We start from the raw sequence: 26,483 nt of genomic DNA, 5'->3' as shown, positions 1-26,483 counted from the left end.
GGGCAAGCCAGGCAGCAGGTGCCTCTGCGTCGAGCCGCAGCGGCGCCCCTGAGCCCTTATCTACTCGCCTACCCACCAGTCGCCGCGATGACGAGCAGTGGGTCCCCACAGCGGTAGCAGCGCCCCCATGGCCTCGCCGATTCGCTCGTCGAGGCCCCAGGGCGGATTGACCACTAGCATGCCGCTGCCGTACATGCCATGCCCCTCTCCGGGCTCGCCCAGCGTCAGCTCGCTGCGCCAGATCTTGCGTAGCCCGCCCTCCCGCAGCGCCTCCAGCAGCGCCTGGTGGCGTCCCGCCGGCAACAGCGGATACCACACCAGGACCACGGCGTGACGCGCCTTGCGCATGGCCGCGAGCAGCGTCTCGGCCACCTCTGGGTATTCCGCCTTGCGCTCGTAGCTGGGATCGATCAGCACGCACAGGCGCGGCGTCTTCACCGGGAGTCCCGACAGCAGTCCCGAGAGGCCATCCCCATGGATGCGACTCACCCCGCCGGCGAACGCCTGATCGGCCAGGTGCCCGTGCTCCCCGGGGTGCAACTCGAACAGTCGAAGCCGGTCCTGCTGACGCAGCCGACAGGCCAGCCACCAGGGAGAGCCGGGGTAGTGCTCGAGAGCGTCCCGCGGCTGTGCGCCGGCCAGCGCCGCCAGCCAACCGGACAGCAGCGGCTCGCCTGCCAGTTCATGTCGGGCCGCCCACAGCCTGGCGACGCCCTCCTGGTACTCCTGCAGACGAGCGGTCTCTGGGGCGGCCAGGGGATAGAACCCGCGACCGGCATGAGTATCGATATACGTAACGGATGATTTTTTACGTAATAGATGATCGGCGACGGCATGGAGCGTCAGATGCTTGTGCACGTCGGCGAAGTTGCCGGCATGGTAGGCGTGTTGATAGGAAAGCATGGCGGATATCGAGAATTCGACAAGGAAAAGGCCCGCCTCCAGAGGAGACGGGCCCGGCGGATGCTTGGCGAGGGAGGATCAGCCCTGGCCGGTGGGGGTCAGCGTGATCTCGACCCGCCGGTTCTGGGCTCGGCCGGCCTCGCTCTCGTTGCTGGCCACCGGCTGGTTCTCGCCGTAGCCGTTCATGTAGAGACGATTGGAGGCGACACCGGATTGCGCCAGGTAGCCGCCGACCGCCTGGGCACGGCGCTCTGAAAGGCGCTGGTTGTAGGCCGCCTCACCGGTGCTGTCGGTATGGCCGGCGATGTTGACCCGGGTCTCGGGGTATTGCGTCAGCACCGAGGACACGTCGTTCAGGGCATTGCGGGCCTGCATGGTCAGCTCGCTGGAATCGAAGCCGAAGGTGACGCTGCTGGGCATGTTGAGGACGATGTCATTGCCCTGGCGCTCCACTCCGATGCCGGTGCCTTCCATGCTCTGGCGCAGCTGCTCTTCCTGCTTGTCCATGTAGGCACCGATGCCGCCGCCGGCGGCGGCGCCCACCGCGGCACCGATCAGCGCGCGATCACGCCGGCTGGTGCTGCCGTCGCCGCTGAGGGCCCCGGCCGCGGCCCCGACCACGGCCCCGATGGCCGCCCCGGTGCCGGTCTTGCTGCGCTGGGTCTGCCCGGAATAGGGATCGGTGGTGGTACAGCCGACCAGCAGGACGGCGGCCGCCAGCGGCGCGATCATGCGAACGGTCTTGGTCATAATGTCGTCGACTCCATGTTGACGAATGGCAAGGCGTCTAGCCCGTCTCATCGATCAGGGCCAGCAGTTCGTTCAAGAATAATAGACCCTGGGCCGAGGCTCGAAGCCTTTCGGTGTCTTCCACCAGAAGTCCTTTTTTCCGCGCCGCCTCGAGGCTGCGCCACAGTCGATCGGCGGGGCGCCCGGTATGGGCCTGCCAGGTCGACAGGGGCACGCCTTCGACGAGTCGCAGCGCGTTCATGGCGAATTCCAGCGGCAACTCGTCCGGGGCGATGGCTTCCCGACCGGCCACGAATCCCCGGGGGTCTCGCCGGCGGCGCAGGTAGGACTCGGGTTGCCGGGTCTTCCAGCGTCGTTCGATCCAAAGCCCCGACTCGCCCGGGCCGCTGAGCTTGCCGTGAGCGCCGGCGCCGATACCCAGATAGTCGCCGAAACGCCAGTAATTGAGGTTGTGGCGTGCCTGTCGTCCCGGGCGTGCGTAGGCGGAGATCTCGTAGCGCGAGAACCCGGCCGCCTCGAGGCGATCATGGCCCAGGTCCTGAATGTCCCAGAGCACCTCTTCCTCGGGAAGGCGCGGCGGGTGCGAATGGAACTCGGTATTGGGCTCCAGGGTGAGCTGATACCAGGACAGGTGCTCGGGGGACAGCGACAGCGCCTGCTCCAGGTCCTCGAGGGCCATGGCCGGCGTCTGCCCCGGCAGGCCGTGCATCAAGTCCAGATTGAGGTTGTCGAAGCCGGCCCGACGGGCCTCGGCCACCGCGGCGAACGCCTCCGCACCGGAATGGATGCGTCCCAGCGCCGCAAGTTGCGCCTCGTGGAAGCTCTGCACGCCGATCGATAGGCGATTGATCCCCGCCTCGCGATAGCCGGCGAAACGGCCGTGCTCCAGTGTCCCGGGGTTGGCCTCGAGGGTAATTTCGATGTCCGGGGCCAACGGCAACCGGGCCGCCACGGCGTCGAGCAGGCGCCGATAGAAACCGGCCGACATCAGGCTGGGCGTGCCTCCACCGATGAAGATGCTGACCAGCGCCCGATCATCGGCCAGGGGCAGGTCGGCCTCCAGGTCGGCGATCAGGGCGGCCAGATACGCCTCCTCGGGCAGCGCGGACGACGCCCCGACGCCATGGGAGTTGAAGTCGCAGTAGGGGCACTTGCGGACGCACCAGGGCACGTGCACATAGAGCGCCAGGGGGGGCAGGGCGTGGCTCATGACGACAGCGGTCGGTCATCGAGCTGGGCGACCAGGGCGCGCAGGGCACGGCCTCGGTGGCTCAGGCGATTCTTCTCCTCGGCGGACAGCTCGGCGGCCGTCTTGCCGCGCTCCGGCACCCAGAACAAGGGGTCGTAACCGAAGCCTCCCTCGCCGCGTGCCTCGCCGAGAATGCGGCCCTCCCAACTCTGCTGAACGATCAGCGGCACGGGATCTTCCGCATGGCGCAGCAGGACGAGCACACACCAATAGCGGGCCGTCCGTGCATCCCGGGGCACCCCGGCCAGCGCCTCGAGCAGATGAGCATTGTTGCGGTCATCGTCCTTGGGAACCCCGGCGAAGCGTGCCGAATAGATCCCGGGGCGGCCCTGGAGGGCATCCACGGCCAGCCCCGAGTCGTCGGCCAGGGCGGGGCAACCACTGACACGGCTGGCTTCCCGAGCCTTGAGCAACGCATTCTCGACGAACGTCGAGCCGGTCTCCTCGACCTCATCGACCGCAAACTCGGACTGAGGCCTCACCGCCAGCCCCAAGGGCGCGAGCAGGCGCTCGAATTCGCGGAGCTTGCCGCCATTGCCACTGGCCAGCACCAGGGTGGTCTTCATTCGTGTACCTCGCCCATCGTTTCCATGGACGAACATTCTAGGGGGTGGAAGGGAGGCAGAGGAAGGGAACCAGAGGGAACAGTGGCTCGGCGCATGGGGAAACCGAGAATCCTCTCGGAGAGGCCAACCACAATGGCCTGCAATTCTTCATGCTTGATAGATGAGAAACGTCATACGCAGCCCGGAAAAGTCGTCTATAACACACTGATAAAGCGGCAATAGAAAATAAATAAACACTAATATTATAAGAAGAATGGATCTTATAGTGAAAAGTTAGTAACAAAAACTTACATTACCGCCGACACTTGTGCACGGAGGACAACAGAATCTCCGGCAGGAATGAGTGCAACGAAGCATGAGCCACCTCAAACTCAGTCCTTGAGGTTACACTATGGTACAGGATAAGCGTCTGATCTTGCTGGTCACGGAGTCCAATCCACAGTCGCAGCTGTTCGCCGACTATCTGCGTCAGCAGCTGGAATGCCCGGTCAGCATCGCCGCGCCAGGCGCGGCCTGGAAACCACGGGACAACAGCGACGTGCTCGTGCTCCTCGACGTTGACCACATGGCAGACGCCACCATGCAGTCATGGCAGTCCCGGGCCGCGGAACGCCCCCACACCTCCCTTGCCGCCTTCAATCTCCGCGACGAGGACCACGGCGTCGAGACATTGTCGTGCATGCATCTGCAAGGCATCTTTTACCGTGACGACCCACTGCCGCTGATTTGCAAGGGCCTGAGCACCCTGCTGGAAGGGCACCTGTGGATGTCTCGCTCGCTGATGGGACGCATGCTGGAGTTCTACCGCCAGCATCAGATCAATGCCTATCGGCCGGCCTGTGGCCTGACCCAGCGGGAACTGGAGATCATCGGACTGCTCGGTTCGGGAGCCTCGAACATGGAGATCGCCGACCGCCTGTTCGTCAGCGAGCACACGGTCAAGTCTCATCTCTACAATATCTTCAAGAAGATAGATGTCCACAATCGGTTACAGGCGGTCAACTGGGCACGCCAGAACCTGGGGGCGCCTCCTCCCCTGGTCGAGAAGAGAGTCAATGGCGAATGAACGCGGCAGATGACAAAAATCATACGCTTGTCCTGTTTCGCCAATGTTAGCTTTTTCCATCCGGGGAATGGGCGAATTGACGCGCCATCCTTCGCGACTTCACGAACGACTCATCCCAAGGTCTGGCTATGAAAGCGACGAGCGATTTGATCGTTATCGGAAAAAGGGACGACCAGCTAGATGAGATACTGTCCGGCATCAAGGAAAAGGGATGGAATCCGGTCCATGTAGAGTCAATTAACAAGAGTTTGCGAATTCTTCAAAAGAGGGCCGATGTCCTCGTCGGCCTCGTGTATCTGGATACCCCATGCCACGAGACACTCGTGAGCCTGGAGGGAATCCTCAACGAATTCCCTGTCAGGTGGATCGTCGTGACCCGGGAGGCAACCATCGAGGACGCCGCATCGCGCAGGCTGGTGAGCCGCTTGTTCAGCGGTTGCCATACTACCTCGACCAGCCTGGATATACTGCACCAATCGCTTTGCCATCAGCGGTCCTTCGCGAATCTGGTGGTGGCACAGCCGGATGAAGAGGCCATGCTCGACGTCTGCGAGGACTGCCACATGGTTGGCGCAAGCCCCGCCATGAAGACGCTGTACCGAACCATCCACAAGGTCTCGGGCGTCGATGCGCCCGTCTTCATCCAGGGAGAGTCGGGGACCGGCAAGGAACTGACGGCTCGCGCCATTCATGAGGAATCTTCCCGCGCCAGCGCTCCCTTCAATGCCATCAACTGCGGCGCCCTGCCGGCCAACCTGATACAGTCCGAGCTGTTCGGGCATGAAAAGGGCGCCTTCACCGGGGCCAGCCAGCGCAAGGTGGGCATCATCGAAGGCACCCAGGGCGGCACCCTCTTTCTCGATGAGATCGGCGATCTGCCCCTGGACATGCAGGTCAACCTGCTGCGCTTCCTGGAAAACCGGACCGTTCAACGTGTCGGTGGCCTGAAGGAGATCCCGGTGGACGTTCGCGTGCTGGCGGCGACTCACGTCAACCTGGAGGAGGCCGTCGAGAAGGGAAACTTCCGTGAAGACCTCTTCCATCGGCTCAATGTCCTGCAAGTACAGGTGCCCCCCTTGCGGGAACGCGGTGACGATATCGAGATCCTGGCCAGGCACTTCTTCGAGAAGTTCGCCGACGAGAAATCCATTCAGGTTCGCGGCTTCACCAAGGAGAGCCTGTCCATCATGCGCCTGTACGAATGGCCGGGGAACATTCGGGAACTCATCAACCGCGTGCGTCGTGCCATGGTCATGTGTGAACACTCGCTGATCCGGCCGGCCGACCTCGGGCTCGAACGTCGACAGTCGACATCTCGATACGCCGAGAGCCTCGAGGAAGCGAGGGACATCGCCGAACGCAGCGTCGTCATGGCGGCGTTGGCGCGAAACTCGTTCAACATCCAGCATACGGCCCGGGAACTCGGCATATCGCGCGTTACCCTCTACCGGTTGATGGACAAGCACGGGGTCAATCGGGGTAGCGGGGCGGGCAATGGAAAGCAGACATCCTCCAAGGTCCTGCATCTCTCCGCCGTGAGCAAGGGACGCTGACGCGCGTCAGTTTATAACGCCCATCTATCTGAAAAAAATAGAATTAACCAGTAAACGATATCCCTCGGCATGTCAACGGTACCTTATGCCAGACTCAGATCGAGGCAAGACTCCCGGCCGCCCCGACTCCGCTGAGCGCCGAGAGATTTAAAATTAAATTATTACTAATAAATAAGGTTTTGTTCTAGTCTCCTACTGAGGGGGGCTCTCCTGACCAGGCAGAGCTACAAGTGCCACTCGGTCTCATACCAAAGGGATAGAGGGACAGCATCATGAAGGTTATCCACAGGGGTTTCGCTCTAGCATGCGGCTTGGTGCCATTCTCGCTGGCCGGCCAAGCCTGGGCACAGACCAACGACGACAATAACATCCAGCCCGTGGGCCAACGCCCGCCCCCCACGGAGGAGGCACCGGAGATCCAGGCCATACCGGATATCGGCGGTGTCCTGACGCCCAAGGGGCGGCTGGTCATCGAACCGGAATTCCAGTACTCACACTCCAGCGTCAACCGTCTCACCTTCCGCGGCGTGGAGATTCTCAGCACCCTGCAGATCGGCGTGCTGGCCGCCGAGGATATCGACCGCGACACCTTCACCACGGCCGTGACCGGCCGCCTGGGGGTCACGGATCGACTCGAGATGGAGTTGCGCCTGCCGTACCTCTACCGCGACGATACGGGCAACTTCAGCGTCAACGAAGCCAACGAGTCCTTCGATCTCGAGCGAAGCCAGTCGGGCGATGGCCTCGGCGATATCGAGCTGGCGGCCCACTACCAGATGAACAGCGGCCGCGGCGGCGGCCCCTTCTTCGTGGGTAACCTGCGCTACAAGTCGACCACCGGGGAAGGGCCCTTCGATGTCGATCGCAATAGCGATGGCGTCGAAGAGGAACTGCCGACCGGTTCGGGCTTCCACTCCATCGAGCCCAGCCTGACCATGCTGCTGCCATCGGCGCCGGCGGTCTACTTCGCCAACCTGGGGTATCTGTTCAACCTCGAGGATGATGTGAACGAGACCATCGGCGAGACGCGGGTCAAGGAGGTCGACCCGGGCGATGCCGTGCGCGTCAGCCTCGGCATGTCCTATTCCATCAACCCCAAGTCGTCCTTCACCCTGGGCTACAAGAACGACTTCATCCAGGAAACGGACACCACCTTCGAGGATCCCGATACGGGCGATACCGTCACCCAGAGCAGTCGAAGCCTCAACGTCGGCTCCATGCTGCTGGGCTGGTCCTATCAGATGTCCGAAGACTCGGTCTTGAACCTGGGACTCGAGTTCGGGGTCACCGAGGACGCACCGGATACGACCCTCACCCTGCGCACGCCTATCGGCCTCAATGTCTTCTGATACGGCGATACGGCAATAGCTACCACTATCTTTCCATCAAAAAGGCTGCCGCTACGGCAGCCTTTTTTTCATTGCCTTCTCGCTTCGCTATCAGCGTGGCAATCCCTGGAGGGAGTTCAGGATCATGGCTCGCTGACGAGACGCCCGGACCTCGCCGATGTTCATCACATGGACGCTGACATCGATCTCGTTACTGATGGTCTGCCCGCTGGCGGTCGTCGACAGGGTGCTGACGATGGCATCCCGGGTGATCCGGTGGAGGGCCGCCGTCATGCCTCCATCGGGGTCATTCAGCAGCACGCCGGAGAAATCGGACAGGCCGGCAAGATTGAGCTGCCCAGCGATCTCGGCGGCACTGATGCTGTTGCCAGGATTGCTGGCGGGGCTCAGGTGGCTCCCGGTTCCCGAACTGTCTGTAATTCCGGGGCTACTGACACCGCCTCCAGCGCCAGCGGAGCTGGCCCCAGAACCCGCGCTGCCACCTGGTGAGGGGCTGATCCGGGTGACATTCTCGGCGCCCGACAATGTCTTCTGTAGGGTGCTCGACATCACCCTGGCCCCGGCATTGTCGAAGGCGACCTGGGTAATATAGCGCACCCTGTCGTTGATCATGGTGGTCAGCTTCGCTCCGAAGTTCAGTTCCATACCACCCAGGTTGAAGCCCCCACGAAGATCCGACATCCCCTCATCGGAGATCGTCTCTCCCCGGTAGAAGATGTCATGGGTTCCCGCCGACAGGATACCGGATGGCGCAGTGGAGGCTGACGATAGCCCCGCTGCCGTCAGCAGGGATCCCGACAACAGGAAAGCGGTCCACCAACGGAGCTTTTCACCGCTCCTTGCCGTTGATGGACCACGGTTCATGTACATGCTCATGGTCGGTAACTCCTGTGAGAATATTACCTACCCAACTCATTGGCGCCTGGCAATGTCAGCAGGTATGACCCCACGCTGCCGCGCCGAACACCCGACTCGATGGGAGACGGGGGACGCACACGCCAGTCCCGCTCATTGTTGAAGTTCGCTCGAGCCACTTCGATATGATTGCGTACCCCGAGCACCTTGTTGCTCCACAGCTCTTCGAAGATATCCTTGGGCACCACGACGGTCCCGGCTGCCGGATCGCCCACCAGCACGTTCTCGGCATCCATCCCCTTGACGACCACAAAGTGCTTGTATCCCCCCGTATTCACCAGTGTGATGGCGGGAACGCCGATCCGAATGAAGTCATCCAGCGCGATCTCGAAGCCATCGGCATTGAGCCCATGCGTATCCAGGTAGCGCTTCATGTCCAGCATGGAGAAGCCAAAGGTCTCGATCTGCTCGCGATCGCCATTGCGGATCATGGTCTCGAAGACATCGGCTTCGGTGGTAGGACGGTCGTAATGGTAGGTCAGCAGGGTCGCGAGGGCGGCCGAACCACAGCTGAAGTCATACTGCTGGCGCACCACCCCGTCCCAGCTGAGCTCGGCGAGACTCTTGGCCTCGACCTCGAAACTTCCGAAAGGGTTGGAGATGTGAACCGTTCCCGCCTCGGCAGACATGATGAGGCCCTTTCCCGTCGTCAACGCCAGGGCGACGCACAGAATAGAACCTTTCAGTACCTTGCGCATGATCACGGCCTCTGGACAACGAGCCATGTGGATGAAGACATCCGACTCTTGCATTTCGCGTTAGGGAGTGAGTGTCGTCCCCGTCACATATTTCGTTGTCATGGATTGGAGATGTAGACGCTGATGCCGACGGCATTGTTGATGGCATTCGCATTGCCGGTCACGTTATTGAAGATCCCGGTGCCGCTGTAATGCCCCATGGAGCCACTCTCGAAAGTAATATTCCCGGTCACCATATCGCCGTTGATCACCTGGAACCTCGACCCGGCGGTGATCGCCTCCATGTCCTGGACGCTCTGCACGTTGACGTTCTCGAGGTGCACGTTGACGCCATCGCGCCCGCGAGTCTGTTCCAGCGATGCCGTCGGCATGCTTTCCAGCGCGCCGAAGCCCTCGGTTCCCCGCTCCTCGGCTTGTGCACTCGACACCAGCCCGGCGGAGAGCGCCACGATGCCGGCCACGAGCCACTGGGTAGTTACTGATCTCATCATCGCCCTGCCTCCACTGACTGAATCCTGGCAGTGAAGGAACCGGCGGAGATCCTCTCCGCCAGTTCCGGTTGGGCAAGCGGGCCTCCTGCGAGGCCCGAGCCATCAGTTGCCGATACTCACGCCGCTGTGGGCGGAGATGCTGGTACCGGACAGCTGGGAGTTGTAGAAGCCGGTGGAGTTGTTCATGTTGGCCACGCCACCATAAACACCGCCGGCCGCCACGGAGATGCTGGCCGCGCCGGTACGCAGCACCGCTGCAGCACCGTTGCCTCCATTGCCTCCGTTGCCTCCGTTGGCCCCGGTGGCATAGGCCGCACCGGCGACACCCTGGCCGCCGCCGCCGCCGCCGCCATAGCCGGCCGCACCGTTGCCTGCCACCGCACCGGCCCAGCCAGCGCCGGTTCCGTCACCGGCCGTCCCGGTGCCGGTGCCGGTTCCGGTGCCGGTGCCTGCACCGCCATTACCCGCAGCAGAGGCGGCCGTTGAGCCTGACTGGGAGCCGGCGGTCTGGTCGCCATCCATGCCGGCGCCGACGCCAGCGCCGTTGCCTTCACCCAGGCCGAGCAGCTTGCCGAGCCCAATCCCGGTCCCGGTGCCAGTGCCAGTGCCCTCGTTATCCCCACTGTCGTGATTGCCAGCCAGGGCACCGGAGGCGCTGAGCGCACCGGAGGCGGAGCTGCCGCCCTTGCCCGCGCCGAGGCCGACGCCGGCACCGGTGCCATCACCACCCTTGCCGGCCCCCAGCCCGACGGCGCCGGCGTCGCCGCCGTGCCCGCCATCGCCCTTGCCGCCATCGCCACCGAGGCCGACGCCGACGCTGACGGCCGCATTCAGGCCACCGTTGCCACCGTGGGCGCCATTGCCACCGTCACCGCCGATGACCTTGATGCCGCCGCCGATGACCACTGAGCTCATCTTCTGCGACGACAGCACGGTGATGTCGGTGCTGGTGTGAGTGTTGTAGGAGTTGCTCATGGCCCAGGCGTCGCCGCCCCGACCGGTCGCCCCACCGTTGCCCCCGGAACCCAGCCCCAGGCCTTGGCCGGCGCCGCCGGTAGCATCGCCACCCATATTGTCTTCGGTTACTCCCCCGCCATGGCCACGCTTGTGGGGATAACCGCCACCCCCACCGACATCGCCGCCGTTGGCATTGCCGCCGACGCCCAGGCCGGCACCGAAGCCGCTGCCGCCATTGGCGTTTCCGCTGGAGCCACCGATTGCCAGGGCGTTGTCGTCGAGCCCATTGGCCTGGGCGGTGGAAATTGCCATGACCAGTGCCAGCAGGGATGTACCCGCAATTGCATAAGCTTTCATGATCACACTCCCGTTCAGTTTCGGCTGAATCCCTTTCGTCCTGCCGGACGATCCACAGATCGATACCGGCGTCGGTTCTCTCTGCCTGCTCAGCCGAAGGTCTGTCTTGAGCCCTCGAAGATCCCGCTGCAGGCACGTAACACAGAGCACGCGCCGTGCCAGTTTTTGTTAACTGGCTGATATTTAAATAATAATTACCAAATAATGGGATAGAACCGGGGGCAACGACCGGGGAGAGGGGGAGGATCGACCTGACGAGTGTTAGCCAGATGAAACAGCGGAGCGACTGACTAGGCCCAGATCGGCCTTAAACCAGTTAACAAACAATGGATTAACTTATTGATACAATCAGGAAACAAAGTCGTTGCAGTCTTGACACCGATCTCGACTTTTCCATCGAGCCGATAATTATCAATGAGTTACATTGTTTCTGGGGATGTCGACTCGGGGCAGGAAATGACAAGTAGATGGAACACCGGCCTCGGCGGAAGGGGGAAGGGGGAAGGGGGAAGGCCAGGCCGTTCCCCCTTGCCCTTCACGTCCAGTGCATATGCTCCTGGATCAGTCCGGCCAGCGTCTCCGCGGCATTGTCCGCGGTGGTGTCCAGGCGCACGAGATGAAAGCGCTCCTCGTCGGAGAACGGCTCGAAGGCCTCGAGCTGGCGCGACAACACGGCGAGCCCGTCCTCCGCCCGCACGCCCTGGCGCTTGGCACGCTTGGTGATGCGTCGCTCCAGGGTGGCCCGGTCGGCCTCGAAGCTGACCAGCAGCACCGGCAGGCCACGACTCTCGGCCTGGTGCCTCAGCCAGTCACGCTGCGCCAGGGTCAGGCAGGTCGCGTCCACGCAGGCGGGCAGGCCGGCATCCAGCAAGCTGCCCGCACACTGGGCGAGCCGATGGTAGGTCTTGCGGGTCGCCACTTCGGTAAAGATATCCACAGCCGTCTCGGCCGTGCCGGGCTGTGGATATAGTCCATGCTGGCGACGCCGCTCGACGTCGGAACCGATGCGCACGGCCCCCAGGCGGGTCACCAGGTTGCGGGTAAAACGACTCTTCCCGCTGCCCGAGACACCGACGCCGATCACCAGGGGCGGAAAGCGAAACTCGGCGTGGCGTTCGGCGAGTTCCAGGTACCGACGGCAAGCGCTCATGGTTTCCGCGCGCAGGGCAGGGCGCTCATCGTCCCCCACCGCCGCCTCGAGGCGGCGCAGGGTACGACGCGCGCCGGCCAGGCACTCCAGCACCCGGAACACCGACAGCAGGCGGGCGGCCTGGTAGTCGCCGCTGACGCGCAGGTAGAGATCCAGGGCCTGGTGGGCGAGACGAGGCTCGTCGCGGACCTCGAGCCCCACCAGCAACGAGGCCAGATCCGCCACGGGGTCCTGCTCGACCTCGGCGCCGAATCCCTCGAGATCACGATCGATGGCGTTGGCCATCAGGATCCGGCCCTCGGCCAGCAGGCGGCTGTCCGAATGCGCGCAGGCCCAACTGCGCGGCAGCCGGCGCTCCCCACGGCTCTCCAGCAACGGGGCCAGCCGTGCGAGGTTTTCTTCCAGCCAGCGGGCGAGCGCCTGCAGGCGTTGCCGATCCTCGTCACCGCTCATCAGCGACGTCAGGGCCTGCACCTCGTCGCTCACCCTGCGCTGCAGCGCTTGCCGAAGAATCTCGGACTCCGGCTGGCCGGCCGCCTGCTCGACCTGCCAGGCCCCGAGTGCCTCGACCAGCGTCTCGAGCCCGACATCGCGGCTCGAGTTTCCGGGGGCATGTCGCTGATTCATCGTTCGTCTCCTTTACACGGCCATGGCGCTACCCTCAGGGCTGGCGCATCGCGGCGAAGGCGGACTCGGCCGCGTCCAGGGTCAGCTGGATGTCCTCGGGGGCATGGGCACTGGACATGAAGCCCGCCTCGAAGGCCGAGGGTGCCATATAGACGCCATGCTCGAGCATGGCGGCGAAGAAGCGGCGGAAGGCATCCCCGTCGCAGGCGGTGGCCTGGGCGAAGTTGTCGACCCGGCTCTGGCCGGTGAAGAAAACCCCGAACATGCCGCCGGCGCGCTGGGTGATCATGTCGATGCCGGCGGCATCGGCCCGCTCCTGGAGGCCGTGGCACAGGGTCTCGACCCGCTGGGCCAGGGCGTCGTGGAAGCCCGGCTCGCGCAGCTTGGTGAGCAGGGCGATGCCGGCCGCCATGGCCAGCGGGTTCCCCGCCAGGGTGCCGGCCTGATAGACGGGGCCCAGCGGCGAGATGTTCTCCATGATGCCGCGGCGCCCGCCGAAGGCCCCCACCGGCATGCCGCCGCCTACGATCTTGCCCAGGCAGGTCAGGTCCGGCTCGACCCCGTAGTGGGCCTGGGCACCGCCCATCGCTACCCGGAAGCCGGTCATCACCTCATCGAAGATCAGCACGCTCTCGTGGCGATCGCAGACCCGCCGCAGGGTCTCGAGGAAACCCGGCTGAGGCGGAATGCAGTTCATGTTGCCCGCCACCGGCTCGACGATGATGCAGGCCACCTGGTCGCCGATCTCCTCGAAGCACTGCTCTACCGCGTCCGCGTCGTTGTAGGACAGGGTCACGGTATGCTCGGCCAGGGAGGCCGGCACGCCGGGAGAACTAGGTTCGCCGTGGGTCAGGGCCCCCGAGCCGGCCTTGACCAGCAGGGAATCGGAGTGGCCGTGATAGTTGCCCTCGAACTTGACGATCTTGTCACGGCCGGTATAGCCCCGCGCCAGGCGGATCGCCGACATGGTGGCCTCGGTGCCGGAGTTGACCATCCGCACCATCTCGATGCTGGGGATCATCTCGCAGATCAGGTCGGCCATGGTGGTCTCGATGGCCGTCGGGGTGCCGAAGGACAGACCGTTGTCGAGCCGCTCGCGGACCGCCGCCAGCACCTCGGGGTCGGCATGACCGGTGATCATCGGACCCCAGGAACCGACGTAATCCACATAGCGCTGGCCCTCCACGTCGAACAGGTAGGCGCCCTGGGCCCGCTCCATGAACACCGGCGGTCGCTCGAGCCCCTTGAAGGCACGCACCGGCGAATTGACCCCGCCGGGAATGTGTCGACAGGCCCGTTCGAAGAGCTGGGCGGATGTGGTCATGTCAACCTCGTCTGCTGTTGAAAGTAAGCGGCAAATCTTGCCGGAGCCCCGTCACGCGGGCCTGCGGCCTGTGGATAATTCTCTGGATAAACTCTTGGCGAGCGGTGATCCCCCGGTGAATGTCGTCAAACGCCGTCGAAGCTCCGCCTCCGATGAGCCTCATTCTCGATGCTGAGCCCGAGGATGACCAGCCCGAATGGGCGAGCGGCGTGTCGAGCCGGGACGCCGCGGCGCGACGCCGGAGGGCGCGCGTCACCCGTATCGCTCGAATGACGGGGCCGGCAGCCGCCACAGGCGCCGCGGCAGGCGCTGGCCGTCGGCAGGGTGCCAGCCGTGGGCCAGGGTCTCCCAGGTGAAGGCCTGGGCCTGCTCGCAGGCCGTCACCAGGCTCTCGCCCCGGGCCAGCCGAGCGGCCAGGGCGGAGGCCAGGGTGCAGCCGGAGCCGTGGAACTGCCCGGCCAGCCGCGGCCAGCACCACTGGCGGTCGCCATCCGGCACGTGCAGGGTATGCCGCACCTTGTCCTCGGGTACCCGCTGCTCCGGGTCATCGGTGCCGGTGACCAGCACCGCCTGGCAGCCCAGATGCATCAGCTCGACGGCACGCTGGGTGTCGTCCCGGCAGGCCGGCCCGGCCAGCCGGGCGAGTTCCCGGCGATTGGGCGTCAGAATATCCACCAGGGGAAGCAGGCGCCTGCGGAAGGCCTCCTCCAGGGCGGGGGTGGACAACGCCTTTCCGCCGCCGGCCTTGAGCACCGGGTCGACCACCACCGGCACCCCGGGACGCCGGCGCAGGATCTCCACCACCGCGTCCAGGGCCGCCTCGGAGGCCACCAGGCCGATCTTGATGGCGGCGATCTCGATGTCCTCCAGCGCCGCCGCGGCCGCCCGGATCACCTCGGCCTCCACCGGCTGCACGGACCGGACGTCTCGGCAGGTCTGCACCGTCAGCGCCGTGGGGATGGTCAGCGCCCAGCCGCCGCAGGCGGCCACCGCCTCGCTGTCAGCCACCAGGCCGGCCCCGCCGGTGGGGTCGTGCCCCGCCAGCACCAGCACCGCCGGCAGGTGAGGTTGGGTTTCCACATCGGCCCCCATCAGAACGGTTTCAACACGGCGAGAAGCACGATCGCCAGCAGGGCGAACACGGGCAGCTCGTTGAAGATACGAAAGAAACGATGAGTGCGCGTGCAACGGTCGGCGGCGAACTGCTTCAAATAAATGAGGCAAACATGGTGATAGGCGACCAGTGCCGCCACCAGCGCCAGCTTGGCGTGCATCCAGCCCTGGGAGAGCCAGCCGGGGTTCAGCGCCAGCAGGCCGCCGCCCAGCACCAGCACGGCGATCATCGAGGGCGTCATGATGCCGCGATAGAGCTTGCGTTCCATGACGGCGAAATAGTCGCTGGCCTGACGCTCGCCGCGATCCCGGGCCATGGCGTGATAGACATACAGCCTTGGCAGGTAGAACAGGGCGGCGAACCAGGTCACCACGGCCACCAGGTGGAGGGCCTTGATCCAGAGGTACATATCGACTCCTCAGCCGGGGGGAACGTCGCTGTAGCGATAGTAACGCTCGATGGCGTCGCGGGTGATGATACCGGAAATCCGCCGCTGCTTCGGGCGATGGCCGTGTTCCACGTAGAGGGCGTCCGCATGCTTGGTGTTGAGCCGCGCGAAGGCCTCGGAAAGGGTCGCCTGGAGGTGGATCGGGGCCAGGTCGAGACGCTTGCCGGGGATCTCCAGCAGGTCGAGGCGGCCCTCCTTGTCGATCAGCTTGTCGTTGGCATCGTGCTCGAGCATCCAGCGCGCCAGGTCGGCGGCCTTGAGGGCCAGCGTCGGCTTGGCGTCGCTGGAACGCTCGATCACGATCCATTCAGGCTTGGCCTCGAGCAGCGCGCCGGCCTGGTCGAGGCTGATGCGGCGGCGGGTACGCACCAGGGCGCGCTCCATCACCGCCGGCACCGAGACCCGGCTGAGCGCCTGCATCAGCGGCTGCTGCAGGGGATGCAGGCCATGGCGGGTAACGCTGATGAAGAAGCCGTCGCAGCCGCACAGCTGGCGGGAGGTCAACCCCGCCACCACCACCGCCAGCATGCCCGGCAGGATCAGGTTGGGGTTGTGGGACAGCTCCAGCAGGGCCATCAGGGCGGCCAACGGCGCCTGCAGCACCGCGCCCATCATGGCGGCCATGCCCAGCATGGCGTAGACGGCGGGCCCCGCGGCGAGCTCGGGCATCAGCTGGGCGCCGAGCATGCCACACAGCGCCCCCGCGGCACCGCCCGCCACCAGCACCGGGCCGATGATGCTGACCGGAATGCCGCAGGCCACCGCGAAGGCGGTGAGCAACAGCTTGCCGATGGCCACCGCCAGCAGCACGTCCAGGCTCAGCGCTCCGCCGATGGTCATCCCCAGGGTGTCATAACCCATGCCCTGCACCTGGGGGTACCACCAGGCTGTGGCCCCCACCAGGGCGCCGGCCACGGCGAAACGGACCGCGAAGGGCAGGCGCTTGAGCTGCCCTCCGGCGCGCGCCACCCGCACGAAGGCACCGGCCAGCAGCCCGATGCCCAGGGCACTGAGCACGATCCACGGCAGGTTGAACAGCGAGCCCAGGGCGATACCGGACTCCTCGAAGGGACGCTCGAAGCCGAACACCGCCTGGGACACCACGGCCCCCATGGTCGAGGCCAGGATCACCGGCATGAAGCCGGTGATGGTGTATTCCATCAGCACTACTTCCATGGCGAAGATGACACCGGCGATGGGGGTATTGAAGGACGCCGAGATCCCCGCCGCGGTGCCGCAGGCCACCAGCACGCGCAGGCTGTTGTGGGGCAGACGCAGGCGCTGGCCGAGCCCGCTGCAGGCCGCCGCGCCCAGGTGGATGGCCGGGCCCTCGCGCCCGGCAGAGAGGCCGCCGAGCACCGAGATCAGGCCCACCCACCACTGGGTGAACCAGTTGCGCATCGGGAAACGCCCCTGGTGGTAGGTCAGCCGCTCGATGACATGCGCCACGCCGATCTGGCGTCCCGCGGGGGGCAGCCACCAGAGCCAGACGCCGATCAACGTCACCGCCAGCAGCGGCAATAGCGCCCGGGTCGCCGGCGCCAGCCCCTCGAAGGCCTCGGGATCGCCATAGGGCAGGAACAGCGCGGCGCCGAGGATGAGCAGCAGGCGAAAGATCACCATCAGCCCGCCGGTGATCAGCCCCGACACCACGCCCAGCACGCAGAGCTGAGGCAAGGCATCCACGCTGGCCAGTCGCTGGCGGAAACGTTCCAGAGTGAAGCGGGATAGCGAGAGACGCGGCAAGGTGACCTTCCTGTTCGATCCGGCTCCCCTCCGAATCCCGGTGCCTGCCGAACCGGAGCCACGCCAAAGGGTCGCTCGGTCACTCCCGACAGGCTCCTAGGTGGGAGCCCTCTCCCTTGTGTATCATATCCGTACACAGAGGTCCCAGCGTCCACCAGTGAGGAGTCCATCGTGATCAAGGTCGGAATCGTCGGCGGCACCGGCTATACCGGGGTCGAACTGCTCAGGTTGCTGGCCCGCCACCCGGAGGTGCGCGTCGAGGCCATCACCTCGCGCAGCGAGGCCGGGCTGGGGGTCAGCGAACTCTACCCCAACCTGCGCGGCCACTACGACGAGCTGCGCTTCAGCGAGCCCGACCCGGCGCGGCTGGCGGCCTGCGATGCGGTGTTCTTCGCCACGCCCCACGGGGTGGCCCACGCCCTGGCCTTTGATCTGCTCGAGCGCGGCACCCGGGTGATCGACCTGTCGGCGGACTTCCGCCTGCGCGACGCCGCCGAGTGGGAGCGCTGGTACGGCCAGCCCCACGGCGCACCCGAGCTGCTTGATGACGCCGTCTACGGCCTGCCCGAGGTCAATCGCGAGCGCATCCGCCAGGCGCGCCTGATCGCCGTGCCCGGCTGTTACCCCACCGCGGTACAGCTCGGCCTGCTGCCGCTGCTGGAAGCCGGATTGATCGATGTCGATCAGGTGATCGCCGACTGCAAGTCCGGCGTCACCGGCGCCGGACGCGGGGCCAAGGTGCCCTCGCTGCTGGCGGAGGCTAGCGAATCCATGAAGGCCTACGGCGCCTCGGGCCACCGCCACCTGCCCGAGATCCGCCAGGGCCTCGGCGACGCCGCGAACGGCCCGGTGGGGCTGACCTTCGTGCCCCACCTGACGCCGATGATCCGCGGCATCCACGCCACTCTCTACGGGCGCCTCACCGGCGATGCGGGCGATCTTCAGGCGCTGTTCGAGCAGCGCTTCGCCGACGAGCCCTTCGTCGACGTGATGCCGGCGGGCAGCCACCCCGAGACCCGCAGCGTCAAGGGCGCCAACGTCTGCCGCCTGGCCGTCCATCGCCCCGGCGACGGCGACACCGTGGTGGTGCTGTCGGTGATCGACAACCTGGTCAAGGGTGCCTCCGGCCAGGCCGTGCACAACCTCAACCTGATGTTCGGCCTCGACGAGAACGCCGGCCTCGACGCCCCGGCGATGATGCCCTGACATCCTCCGCATGCAGGGCAATCGCAGCTAGGTCTGGCGAGGGGCGCCGGGGATAGGTCGAAGAGGGGGTTTTTGGCCATGGATGGCCAAAGTAGCGCCCAGGGAGGGGTTCATAGCGCCCCTCTGAGACCTGTCGCCGGATCAGGCCCGAGCGGGAGCGATAACTGCGATAGCCCTGCTCCACCTCTAATAGTTGACCCTTTTGCTAAGGGTTATGGATAATCGTACCCCTGCACGACATTCACCGAATTCCGGGGAGGTCACCCATGAGCGGTGCCGCATCCTTCGTTCCCACCCCCCTGCTGCTGTCCGACAGCGCCAGGAACCGGCTCCAGGGCCTGATCGCCGAGGAAGGCAAGCCCGACCTCAAGCTGCGGGTCTACGTGACCGGTGGCGGCTGTTCCGGCTTCCAGTACGGCTTCGACTTCGCCGAGGCGGTGGCCGAGGACGACACCCTGGTCGAGTTCGGCGAGGTCGCGCTGGTGGTCGACCCGCTCTCCTACCAGTACCTGGTGGGCTCCACCGTGGACTACGAGGAGGGGCTGGCCGGCGCCCGCTTCCTGATCCAGAACCCCAACGCCACCACCACTTGCGGCTGTGGCGCCTCCTTCATGGTCTGATCGCAAGCGTTGAGGCACACCCGAGCAGCGGCTTTTGTCGAGACTTGACGCTCTCACGACAACTCGCCATGGTTGATTAGGTACTCCAAAATAAATCATTCCATGGAGAGTCACATGAAGCGTCAATTGAAGGCGGCATCGCTGGCATCCAGCCTCGCCCTGGGTCTCGCCACCGCGGCCCACGCCCAGGACACCACCCTGGACGTCGTCACCGACCCGAGTTTCGTTCCGTTCGAGATGATGGACCAAGAGTCCGGCGAGATGGTCGGCTTCGACATGGACATCATCGCCGAGGTCGCCGAGCGCGCCGGGTTCGACTACAACCTGCGCACCATGGATTTCAACGGCATCATCCCCGCCGTCCAGACCGGTAACGTCGACATCGCCATCGCCGGCATCACCATCACCGACGAACGCGCCGAGATCGTCGACTTCTCCGATCCCTACTACGACAGCGGCCTGAAGCTGCTGGTCAACGCCGACGACGATAGCGTCCAGAGCGTCGAGGACCTGGAAGGCAAGAAGGTCGGCACCAAGATCGGTTCCACCAGCTACGACTTCCTCCAGGAGAACCTGGGCGAGTCCGCCGACATCACCCCCTATCCGGGCTCCAGCGACATGTACATGGCGCTGCTCGGCGGCAGTGTCGACGCCGTCTTCTACGACGCGCCCAACGTCGGCTACTTCTCCCAGACCCAGGGCGAGGGCCGGGCCAAGGTCGTGGGCCCGCTCTACGAGGGGCAACAGTACGGCATCGTGCTGGTCAAGGGCAGCGAGTGGGTCGAGCCCGTCAATGAGGCGCTGGCCTCCATGAAGGAAGACGGCACCTACGACGAGATCCACAGCAAGTGGTTCGGCAGCCCCAGCGGCGAATGATCCTCGCGCGAGGCTGAGCGGGGTCGGGTCCCATGGCCCGGCCCCGTTGCGTTTCGGCCCCCCGTTCACCCTTGCACCACTGACGGAGATCCTTCGTGGACGTCACCTTCCAATTCGACTGGCAGGCGGCCTTCGCCTCCATTCCCCACCTGCTGACGGGGATCCCCTACACCCTGCTGATCTCCTTCTCCGGCCTGGCCATCGGCTTTCTCATCGGCATCGTCTTCGGCCTGCTGCGCATCAGCCCAATGAAGTGGCTGAGATGGCCCGCCGTGGCCTACATCGAGATCTTCCGCGGTACCCCCGTGCTGGTCCAGGTGCTGTTCATCTTCTACGGCCTGCCGCAACTGCTCGGCGGCCCCATCAACGCCCTGGTGGCCGGCATCGCCGCCATCGCGGTCAACTCCGGCGCCTACATCTCGGAGATCGTGCGCGGTGGCGTGCAGTCCATCGAGCGCGGCCAGCGCGAGGCCGGGCTGTCGCTGGGCCTGTCACGGCGCCAGACCTTCCGCTACATCATCTGGCCCCAGTCCTTCCGGCGCATGATCCCGCCGCTCGGCAACCAGGGCATCATCAGCATCAAGGACACCTCGCTGTTCTCGGTGATCGGCGTGGGCGAGCTGGTGCGCCAGGGCCAGGTCTACATCGCCACCACCTTCAACGCCCTGGAGGTCTACCTGATGGTCGCCATGCTCTACCTGGTGGTCACCCTGTCGCTGTCGGTGGCGCTGCGCCTGCTGGAACGCAAGGGCCTGGTCGGACAATAAGGAATGCACGAGATGAACCCACAGACGTCCCAATCCGGCGGCGAGCCCATCGTGCGCCTGAACAAGCTCAACAAGTCCTTCGGCGACCTACACGTGCTCAAGGACATCGATCTCACGGTCACCCCCGGCGAGGTCGTGGTGATCATCGGCGCCAGCGGCTCCGGCAAGTCAACCCTGATCCGCTGCATCAACGGCCTGGAGGAATTCCAGCAGGGCGAGCTGGAGGTCGACGGCAACCCCCTGAAGCCCCATGGCAGGGCCACCAAGGCGCTGCAGAAGATCCGTACCGAGGTCGGCATGGTCTTCCAGCAGTTCAACCTCTTCCCCCACCTGAGCGTGCTGGACAACGTCACCCTGGCCCCCATGAAGGTCCGCGGGCTGAACCGCCAGGAGGCCACCGAGACCGCCGAGCGCCTGCTGGAACGGGTCGGCATCAGCGACCAGGCCGCCAAGTATCCCACCCAGCTCTCCGGCGGCCAGCAGCAGCGCGTGGCGCTGGCCCGGGCGCTGGCCATGGAGCCCCGGCTGATGCTGTTCGACGAACCGACCTCGGCACTGGACCCGGAGATGATCGGCGAGGTACTGGATGCCATGCGCGAGCTCGCCAACGAGGGCATGACCATGCTGATCGTGACCCACGAGATGGGCTTCGCCCGCGAAGTCGCCGACCGGGTGATCTTCATCCACAAAGGCGAGATCGCCGAAGAGGGGCCGCCGGAGACGATCTTCGATTCCCCCCGGGCCGAGCCCACTCGCAACTTCCTGTCACGGGTGCTCAAGCACTGACCCTATGACGAATGGCCGCCAATGGCCGCCTGACCCAGGCCCTGTCGTTATCGACAGGGCCTTTTTTTAGCCTGTGGACAAGAAATTTCGGCATTCGCCGGCGAGCCGTGTCTTGGCGGGCCTCGGGGCGATTCGGCAGGGTTGTTCACAGCCGCGGTGACAAGCCAGGTAGAGACGAGTGGACAAGCCGTGTGTCGCTGCGCCTGTGGGTAACCCGCGCTTTCCTCCACAGGCCCCGAACATGCCGTCCGCAGCTCGCCCGCCGCTTTTCCTTCCAGGGGTCAACAGTGCAACATGTTGATAAATAATGACTAAAAACAGTTATCCACGAGAAATGTCCACACCAGTAATCACTACCACAACAGAACTTCTCTTTATCTATTGGTTTATTGATTTAGGTAAGTGAGGGGATGACGAGCTCGCGGCTTCGCGGGTGTGGAAAACCCTGACGATTACCCACAAGGGGGTTATACTGGCGGGCTGATTCCATACCCTGATCCGCAACATTCGGCGCGACGGCGCCGATCGAGGTGAACCTTGGAGTACCCCGACCGCTTCGACGTCATCGTCATCGGCGGTGGTCATGCCGGGACCGAAGCCGCCCTGGCCTCGGCCCGCATGGGCTGCCGGACCCTGCTGCTGACCCACAACATCGAGACCCTGGGCCAGATGTCCTGCAATCCCGCCATCGGCGGGATCGGCAAGAGTCATCTGGTCAAGGAGATCGATGCGCTCGGCGGCGCCATGGGGCTGGCCACCGATCTGGGCGGCATCCAGTTCCGGGTACTCAACGCCCGCAAGGGCCCCGCGGTGCGGGCCACCCGGGCTCAGGCCGACCGCGTGCGCTACAAGGCCGCCATCCGTGGCATGCTGGAGAACCAACCCCACCTGGAGATCTTCCAGCAGGCCGCCGGCGACCTGATCGTCGACGGTGACACCGTGCGTGGCGTGGTCACCGAGACCGGCGTGCGCTTCATGGCCGAGACCGTGGTGTTATGCACAGGCACCTTCCTCGGCGGGGTTATCCACATCGGGCTGGACAACAGCCGCGGTGGGCGCGCCGGTGATCCGCCCTCCAACGCCCTGGCCGAGCGCCTGCGCGCGCTGCCGTTCCGGGTCGACCGGTTGAAGACCGGCACCCCACCGCGCCTCGACGCCAAGAGCGTGGATTTCTCGCAGCTCGAGGAGCAGCCGGGCGATGCCCCGACCCCGGTGATGTCCTACCTCGGCCGCCGCGACATGCACCCGCGTCAGGTCAGCTGCCATATCGCCCACACCAGCGAGCGCAGCCACGAGATCATCCGCGCCAACCTGGACCGCTCGCCGATGTTCTCCGGGACGATCGAGGGCGTGGGGCCGCGCTACTGCCCGTCCATCGAGGACAAGGTGCACCGCTTCGCCGACAAGGCCAGCCACCAGATCTTCATCGAACCGGAAGGCTTGGATACCCACGAGCTCTACCCCAACGGCATCTCCACGTCGCTGCCGTTCGATGTCCAGCTCCAGGTGGTGCGCTCGATCAAGGGGCTGGAGAACGCCCATATCACCCGGCCCGGCTATGCCATCGAGTACGACTTCTTCGATCCTCGCGATCTCAAGCACTCGCTGGAGACGAAATTCGTCCACAACCTGTATTTCGCCGGCCAGATCAACGGCACCACCGGCTACGAGGAAGCCGGCGCCCAGGGGCTGCTGGCCGGGCTCAACGCCGCCCGTCGCGCCCGCGGCCTCGAGGCCTGGTGGCCGCGCCGCGACGAGGCCTACCTCGGTGTGCTGGTGGACGACCTGATCACCCTGGGCACCAAGGAGCCTTACCGGATGTTCACCTCGCGGGCCGAATACCGGCTGCTGCTGCGCGAGGACAACGCCGACCTGCGCCTCACCGAAGCGGGGCGCGGCCTGGGACTGGTAAACGAGGATCGCTGGGCCGCCTTCAGCGCCAAGCGCGAGGCCATCGAGGCCGAGAGCGCCCGGCTCAAGGCCGGCTGGGTGCAGCCTGGCACCGCGGCGGCCGAGGCGGTGGCCGAGAAGACCGGTCAGCCGCTGTCCCGGGAATACAACCTGCTGGACCTGCTCAAGCGGCCTGAGCTGGGCTATGGCGACGTGGCCGGCCTGGTCGGCGAGCCCGTCGACGACGATCGCGTCGCCGAACAGGTGCAGATCCAGGTCAAGTACCAGGGCTACATCGACCGCCAGCAGGACGAGATCGACAAGCTGAAGCGCCACGAAGCCACCCGGTTGCCCGACGATCTGGACTACGAGCGCGTCGAGGGGCTGTCCAACGAGATTCGCCAGAAGCTCGCCGAGGCCCGTCCGGAGACTCTGGCCCAGGCCTCGCGCATCTCCGGGGTCACCCCGGCGGCGGTCTCGATCCTGCTGATTCACCTCAAGAAGCGACGCCTGCTGGACGACAGCCGAGTGGCTCACGGATGACCCTGAACGACACGACCCTCAGAGACCGCCTCGAACGCGGCCTGGCCGAGCTCGGCCAGGACGTGCCGGCCAAGCGCCGCGAACGGCTGCTGGCCCTGGTGGGCCTGTTGCACAAGTGGAACCGCGCCTATAACCTCACCGCGGTACGCGATCCTGCGGAGATGGTCGCCCGGCATGTGCTCGACAGCGCCGCCGTGCTGCCCTTCGTGAAGGGTCCGAGCCTGCTCGACGTGGGCGCCGGCCCGGGGCTGCCGGGCCTGGTGCTGGCGATCCTGGCGCCCGAGCTGGACGTCACCCTGCTCGACAGCAACGGCAAGAAGGTGCGCTTCCAGCGCCAGGCGGTGATGGAGCTGGGCCTCGAGCGTGTTACCCCGGTCCAGGCCAGGGTGGAGGCCTTCGAGCCCCCGGCCGACGGCTTCGACCAGGTGATCTCGCGGGCCTTCGCCAGCCTCGAGGACTTCATCGCCCTGAGCCGAGCCCTGCCCGGCGAGGGCGGGCAGTGGCTGGCCATGAAGGGGCCGGCCGTGGAGGACGAGCTCGCCGGCCTGCCGGTGGGGATCGCGGCGGTGGCCTGCCACACGCTCAGGGTGCCGTTCTCGGACGGCGACCGCCGCCTGGTGATCCTCGAGCGCACGCCCGGGCCGCGCTGAGACGGGTTGCGCCCGCTGCCCTGTACCCAGTCTCCCAACGCAAGGATGTCGCCGTGACCAAGATTATCGCCTTGACCAACCAGAAGGGGGGCGTGGGCAAGACCACCACCGCCGTCAACCTGGCCGCGAGCCTGGCCGCGCTCGACCGTCGCGTGCTGCTGGTCGACCTGGACCCCCAGGGCCATGCCACCATGGGCAGCGGCGTCGACAAGCACGAGCTCGACGGCAGCGTGCTCGACGTGGTGCTCGGCGAGCGCCGCCCCAGCGAGGTGATCCTCGACTGCCCCGAGGCGGGCTATGCGCTGCTGCCGGGCAACGGCGACCTGACCGCTGCCGAGGTCGAGCTGCTCGACCGCGACGAGGGACGCGAGCAGAGCCTGGTCAAGGCGCTGGGCGAGGTGGCCGGCGAGTACGACGTGGTGCTGATCGATTGCCCACCGTCGCTCAACATGCTGACCGTCAACGGCCTGACCGCCGCCCACGGCGTGCTGATCCCGCTGCAGTGCGAGTTCTATGCCCTGGAGGGCCTGTCGGCGCTGCTCGACACCGTCGAGCAGATCAAGGACAGTGTGAACCCGAGTCTCGAGATCTTCGGCATCCTGCGCACCATGTTCGACTCGCGCAACAGCCTGACCCGGGACGTCAGCAAGCAGCTGCGCGACTACTTCGGCGACGCCCTGCTGAAGACCACCATCCCCCGCAACGTGCGCGTCGCCGAGGCCCCCAGCCATGGCCTGCCGGTCACCAAGTACGCGCGCTTCTCGCGGGGCAGCCAGGCCCACCGGGTACTGGCCAAGGAACTGATTCGCCGCCTGTCGTTGTAGTCCGCGCCGCCCCGGCGTGACCACTAGTGAGGGAAAGTCGATGACGCGCAAACAACGCCCCCTGGGACGCGGCCTGGACGCCCTGATCGGGGCCGGCGCCCGCCGCCGCGAGAGCCTGGACCTGCCGGGGGGAGAGGCTCCGCCGGAGGGTGGCCTCAACGGCGCCGAGCCCGTCAAGCCCGCCGCCGACGAGCGGCTCGAACGCCTGCCGCTGGGGCAGCTGAGCCGGGGGCGCTACCAGCCGCGCCGTGACATTCAGCCCGAGGCCCTCGAGGAACTGGCCGATTCGATCCGCGCACAAGGGGTCATGCAGCCGATCGTGGTGCGGCCGGTCGGCGACAAGCGTTACGAGATCATCGCCGGGGAGCGCCGCTGGCGGGCCGCCCAACTCGCCGAGCTCGACGTCATCCCGGCGGTGGTGCGCGAGGTCACCGACGAGGTCGCCCTGGCCCTGGCGCTGATCGAGAACATCCAGCGCGAGAACCTCAACCCCATCGAGGAAGCGCTGGCGCTCAAGCGCCTGCTCGACGAGTTCGAGCTGACCCAGCAGCAGGCCGCCGACGCGGTGGGTCGCTCCCGGGCCCAGGTGGCCAACCTGCTGCGGCTGCTGGCGCTGGATCCCGAGGTACAGACCCTGCTCGAGCGCGGCGACCTGGACATGGGGCATGCCCGCGCCCTGCTCGTCCTGGCCGGGCCCAAGCAGCGCCAGGCCGCCCACGAGGTGGTCAACAAGGACCTCACGGTACGGGCCACCGAGGCGCTGGTGAAGCAGCTCGCCAAGGGCGAGCCGAAGCCGGCGGACAAGCCGGCTCCGAGCCCCGACGTGGCACGCCTGGAAACACGCCTGGCCGACCTGCTGGGGGCTCCGGTGAAGATCCAGCACGGCCGCGGCGGCAAGGGCAGGGTGACGATTCGCTACGCCAGCCTGGACGAGCTGGACGGCATTCTCGGCCATATTCGTTGAGGCAGAGGGAGGGGATTGAGTTTAGGCTGCTAAGCGATCTGCCGAAAATGTCTCGACTTTTAGTCGTAAGCTGGCGGGATATCGCGCGAAATTG

The 26,483-nt window shown here is 65.6% G+C and carries 25 protein-coding genes; 12 read left to right on the top strand and 13 right to left on the bottom strand.

Annotated elements, in window-relative coordinates; genetic code table 11:
- Nucleotides 1–60: 60 nt before the first annotated feature.
- From ACXAFN_RS12025 to rdgB, 4 genes are all read right to left on the bottom strand, one after another.
- Complete coding sequence (locus tag ACXAFN_RS12025) at nucleotides 61–903, bottom strand: 23S rRNA (adenine(2030)-N(6))-methyltransferase RlmJ (protein WP_474988979.1); 843 nt, start codon at nucleotides 901–903, stop codon at nucleotides 61–63.
- Between the two features lie 78 nt (nucleotides 904–981).
- Complete coding sequence (locus ACXAFN_RS12020) at nucleotides 982–1,653, bottom strand: YiaD family glycine zipper/OmpA-like lipoprotein (protein ID WP_474988977.1); 672 nt, start codon at nucleotides 1,651–1,653, stop codon at nucleotides 982–984.
- A 37-nt stretch (nucleotides 1,654–1,690) separates the two neighbouring features.
- Nucleotides 1,691–2,863, bottom strand: coding sequence for a radical SAM family heme chaperone HemW (gene hemW / locus ACXAFN_RS12015; protein ID WP_474988975.1), 1,173 nt, complete (start codon nucleotides 2,861–2,863; stop codon nucleotides 1,691–1,693).
- Nucleotides 2,860–3,468: an RdgB/HAM1 family non-canonical purine NTP pyrophosphatase gene (gene rdgB, locus ACXAFN_RS12010; RefSeq protein WP_474988973.1), complete on the bottom strand. Its 609-nt coding sequence runs from the start codon at nucleotides 3,466–3,468 to the stop codon at nucleotides 2,860–2,862. Before rdgB ends, hemW begins: the two co-directional genes overlap by 4 nt.
- A 391-nt stretch (nucleotides 3,469–3,859) precedes the next feature.
- Here rdgB and ACXAFN_RS12005 point away from each other — a divergent pair, with 391 nt between their 5' ends.
- From ACXAFN_RS12005 to ACXAFN_RS11995, 3 genes are all read left to right on the top strand, one after another.
- Nucleotides 3,860–4,534, top strand: coding sequence for a LuxR C-terminal-related transcriptional regulator (locus ACXAFN_RS12005; protein WP_474988971.1), 675 nt, complete (start codon nucleotides 3,860–3,862; stop codon nucleotides 4,532–4,534).
- A 128-nt stretch (nucleotides 4,535–4,662) separates the two neighbouring features.
- Nucleotides 4,663–6,087, top strand: a complete 1,425-nt coding sequence (locus ACXAFN_RS12000) for a sigma-54 dependent transcriptional regulator (protein WP_474988969.1) — start codon at nucleotides 4,663–4,665, stop codon at nucleotides 6,085–6,087.
- A gap of 314 nt (nucleotides 6,088–6,401) precedes the next feature.
- Complete coding sequence (locus ACXAFN_RS11995; RefSeq protein ID WP_474988968.1) at nucleotides 6,402–7,436, top strand: transporter; 1,035 nt, start codon at nucleotides 6,402–6,404, stop codon at nucleotides 7,434–7,436.
- Nucleotides 7,437–7,526: 90 nt separating this feature from the next.
- On the opposite strand, the gene ACXAFN_RS11990 is transcribed toward ACXAFN_RS11995, so the two are convergent.
- From ACXAFN_RS11990 to ACXAFN_RS11950, 9 genes are all read right to left on the bottom strand, one after another.
- Nucleotides 7,527–8,312: a hypothetical protein gene (locus ACXAFN_RS11990; RefSeq protein ID WP_474988967.1), complete on the bottom strand. Its 786-nt coding sequence runs from the start codon at nucleotides 8,310–8,312 to the stop codon at nucleotides 7,527–7,529.
- A gap of 23 nt (nucleotides 8,313–8,335) precedes the next feature.
- Nucleotides 8,336–9,049 carry a C39 family peptidase gene (locus ACXAFN_RS11985; RefSeq protein WP_474988965.1) on the bottom strand — a complete coding sequence of 238 codons (714 nt, stop codon included), beginning with the start codon at nucleotides 9,047–9,049 and terminating at the stop codon, nucleotides 8,336–8,338.
- Between the two features lie 98 nt (nucleotides 9,050–9,147).
- Nucleotides 9,148–9,540 carry a hypothetical protein gene (locus ACXAFN_RS11980; RefSeq protein ID WP_474988963.1) on the bottom strand — a complete coding sequence of 131 codons (393 nt, stop codon included), beginning with the start codon at nucleotides 9,538–9,540 and terminating at the stop codon, nucleotides 9,148–9,150.
- A gap of 102 nt (nucleotides 9,541–9,642) precedes the next feature.
- Nucleotides 9,643–10,854 (bottom strand): hypothetical protein, encoded by a 1,212-nt coding sequence (locus ACXAFN_RS11975; RefSeq protein ID WP_474988961.1) that lies wholly within the window; start codon nucleotides 10,852–10,854, stop codon nucleotides 9,643–9,645.
- 535 nt (nucleotides 10,855–11,389) lie between these two features.
- Nucleotides 11,390–12,631 (bottom strand): P-loop nucleotide/nucleoside kinase family protein, encoded by a 1,242-nt coding sequence (locus tag ACXAFN_RS11970; RefSeq protein WP_474988959.1) that lies wholly within the window; start codon nucleotides 12,629–12,631, stop codon nucleotides 11,390–11,392.
- A gap of 34 nt (nucleotides 12,632–12,665) precedes the next feature.
- On the bottom strand, nucleotides 12,666–13,955 hold the full coding sequence (gene hemL, locus ACXAFN_RS11965; protein ID WP_474988958.1) for a glutamate-1-semialdehyde 2,1-aminomutase: 1,290 nt from the start codon (nucleotides 13,953–13,955) through the stop codon (nucleotides 12,666–12,668).
- A 252-nt stretch (nucleotides 13,956–14,207) separates the two neighbouring features.
- Nucleotides 14,208–15,035 (bottom strand): bifunctional hydroxymethylpyrimidine kinase/phosphomethylpyrimidine kinase, encoded by an 828-nt coding sequence (gene thiD, locus ACXAFN_RS11960; RefSeq protein WP_474988956.1) that lies wholly within the window; start codon nucleotides 15,033–15,035, stop codon nucleotides 14,208–14,210.
- 11 nt (nucleotides 15,036–15,046) lie between these two features.
- Nucleotides 15,047–15,478: a protoporphyrinogen oxidase HemJ gene (gene hemJ, locus ACXAFN_RS11955; protein ID WP_474988954.1), complete on the bottom strand. Its 432-nt coding sequence runs from the start codon at nucleotides 15,476–15,478 to the stop codon at nucleotides 15,047–15,049.
- Nucleotides 15,479–15,487: 9 nt separating this feature from the next.
- Nucleotides 15,488–17,263, bottom strand: a complete 1,776-nt coding sequence (locus ACXAFN_RS11950; protein ID WP_474988953.1) for a chloride channel protein — start codon at nucleotides 17,261–17,263, stop codon at nucleotides 15,488–15,490.
- 171 nt (nucleotides 17,264–17,434) lie between these two features.
- Here ACXAFN_RS11950 and argC point away from each other — a divergent pair, with 171 nt between their 5' ends.
- From argC to ACXAFN_RS11905, 9 genes are all read left to right on the top strand, one after another.
- Nucleotides 17,435–18,469, top strand: a complete 1,035-nt coding sequence (gene argC / locus ACXAFN_RS11945; RefSeq protein ID WP_474988951.1) for an N-acetyl-gamma-glutamyl-phosphate reductase — start codon at nucleotides 17,435–17,437, stop codon at nucleotides 18,467–18,469.
- Nucleotides 18,470–18,735: 266 nt separating this feature from the next.
- Entirely contained in the window at nucleotides 18,736–19,089 is a 354-nt protein-coding gene (gene erpA / locus ACXAFN_RS11940) for an iron-sulfur cluster insertion protein ErpA (RefSeq protein ID WP_474988950.1), read from the top strand.
- Nucleotides 19,090–19,203: 114 nt separating this feature from the next.
- Nucleotides 19,204–19,965 (top strand): transporter substrate-binding domain-containing protein, encoded by a 762-nt coding sequence (locus ACXAFN_RS11935; RefSeq protein ID WP_474988948.1) that lies wholly within the window; start codon nucleotides 19,204–19,206, stop codon nucleotides 19,963–19,965.
- Nucleotides 19,966–20,060: 95 nt separating this feature from the next.
- A complete protein-coding gene (locus ACXAFN_RS11930) occupies nucleotides 20,061–20,732 on the top strand; it encodes an amino acid ABC transporter permease (RefSeq protein ID WP_474988947.1) in 672 nt (223 codons plus the stop codon).
- A 12-nt stretch (nucleotides 20,733–20,744) separates the two neighbouring features.
- Entirely contained in the window at nucleotides 20,745–21,518 is a 774-nt protein-coding gene (locus tag ACXAFN_RS11925; protein ID WP_474988946.1) for an amino acid ABC transporter ATP-binding protein, read from the top strand.
- Between the two features lie 537 nt (nucleotides 21,519–22,055).
- Nucleotides 22,056–23,951 carry a tRNA uridine-5-carboxymethylaminomethyl(34) synthesis enzyme MnmG gene (mnmG, locus tag ACXAFN_RS11920; protein WP_474988945.1) on the top strand — a complete coding sequence of 632 codons (1,896 nt, stop codon included), beginning with the start codon at nucleotides 22,056–22,058 and terminating at the stop codon, nucleotides 23,949–23,951.
- A complete protein-coding gene (gene rsmG, locus ACXAFN_RS11915) occupies nucleotides 23,948–24,601 on the top strand; it encodes a 16S rRNA (guanine(527)-N(7))-methyltransferase RsmG (RefSeq protein ID WP_474988944.1) in 654 nt (217 codons plus the stop codon). Before mnmG ends, rsmG begins: the two co-directional genes overlap by 4 nt.
- 53 nt (nucleotides 24,602–24,654) lie before the next feature.
- On the top strand, nucleotides 24,655–25,425 hold the full coding sequence (locus ACXAFN_RS11910) for a ParA family protein (protein ID WP_474988942.1): 771 nt from the start codon (nucleotides 24,655–24,657) through the stop codon (nucleotides 25,423–25,425).
- Between the two features lie 40 nt (nucleotides 25,426–25,465).
- On the top strand, nucleotides 25,466–26,389 hold the full coding sequence (locus ACXAFN_RS11905; RefSeq protein ID WP_474988941.1) for a ParB/RepB/Spo0J family partition protein: 924 nt from the start codon (nucleotides 25,466–25,468) through the stop codon (nucleotides 26,387–26,389).
- The last annotated feature ends 94 nt before the right edge of the window (nucleotides 26,390–26,483 follow it).

It is taken from the genome of Halomonas sp. ABH4_019, from assembly GCF_056159885.1.
The sequence above is the reverse complement of the archived record's forward strand: the minus strand, read 5'-3'. Positions and strand labels throughout refer to the sequence as shown.